Source organism: Corynebacterium sp. UMB8791 (assembly GCF_054166365.1).
This window is the reverse complement of record NZ_JBSZCG010000171.1, coordinates 1-501: the sequence shown is the minus strand read 5'-3', so window position 1 is coordinate 501 and position 501 is coordinate 1. Positions and strand designations below refer to the sequence as shown.

Annotated in this window: 1 protein-coding gene and 1 pseudogene; both read right to left on the bottom strand. The window is 54.3% G+C overall.

Annotated elements, in window-relative coordinates; all coding sequences use genetic code 11:
• Window positions 1–64 precede the first annotated feature (64 nt).
• Window positions 65–313, bottom strand: a complete 249-nt coding sequence (locus ACXIUA_RS11280) for a hypothetical protein (RefSeq protein WP_457976890.1) — start codon at window positions 311–313, stop codon at window positions 65–67.
• Between the two features lie 8 nt (window positions 314–321).
• A pseudogene (locus tag ACXIUA_RS11275) lies at window positions 322–501 on the bottom strand (D-beta-D-heptose 1-phosphate adenosyltransferase); the annotation flags it as partial.

The window sequence follows — 501 nt, the reverse complement described above, 5'->3', positions numbered from 1 at the left end:
CGCGCGCTTTACCGCTGCTTCCTGCGGATCAGCAGTAGAAAGACCGTGGTCAATTGTCAAGGCATTAGAACTCGTTAGTCGTGTTGATGGCTTCATGGGGTATGCCAGAGACTTCCAACAGGCGCGTGAATTTTCCGGAGTCCGATGCCGGGTAGAGCGCGAGCGTCTTTTCTCCGGCGTAATGCAACGCCTTGGACACATTAATTCCCTTGCCACCGGCCATGTCCTCAGCCATTGGTAGGCGGAACACGCCACCTCGCTTGAGCTCCGTATCGAGTCGAGCAAGTCGATCGATTGACGGATTTACAGTCAAGGTCAGGATCATGAAGCAACCACGACCTCGACACCTTGCTCCCTGAGATCGTTGACGAACTGTTCCGGGGCAGAGGAATCTGTAATCACGACGTCGATATCTTCCAATGCTGCAAAGCTGACGAGGAAGTCGCGGCCAAGTTTCGTCGAGTCCGCCATAACGATGACCTTGCGCGCATTCGTGATCAT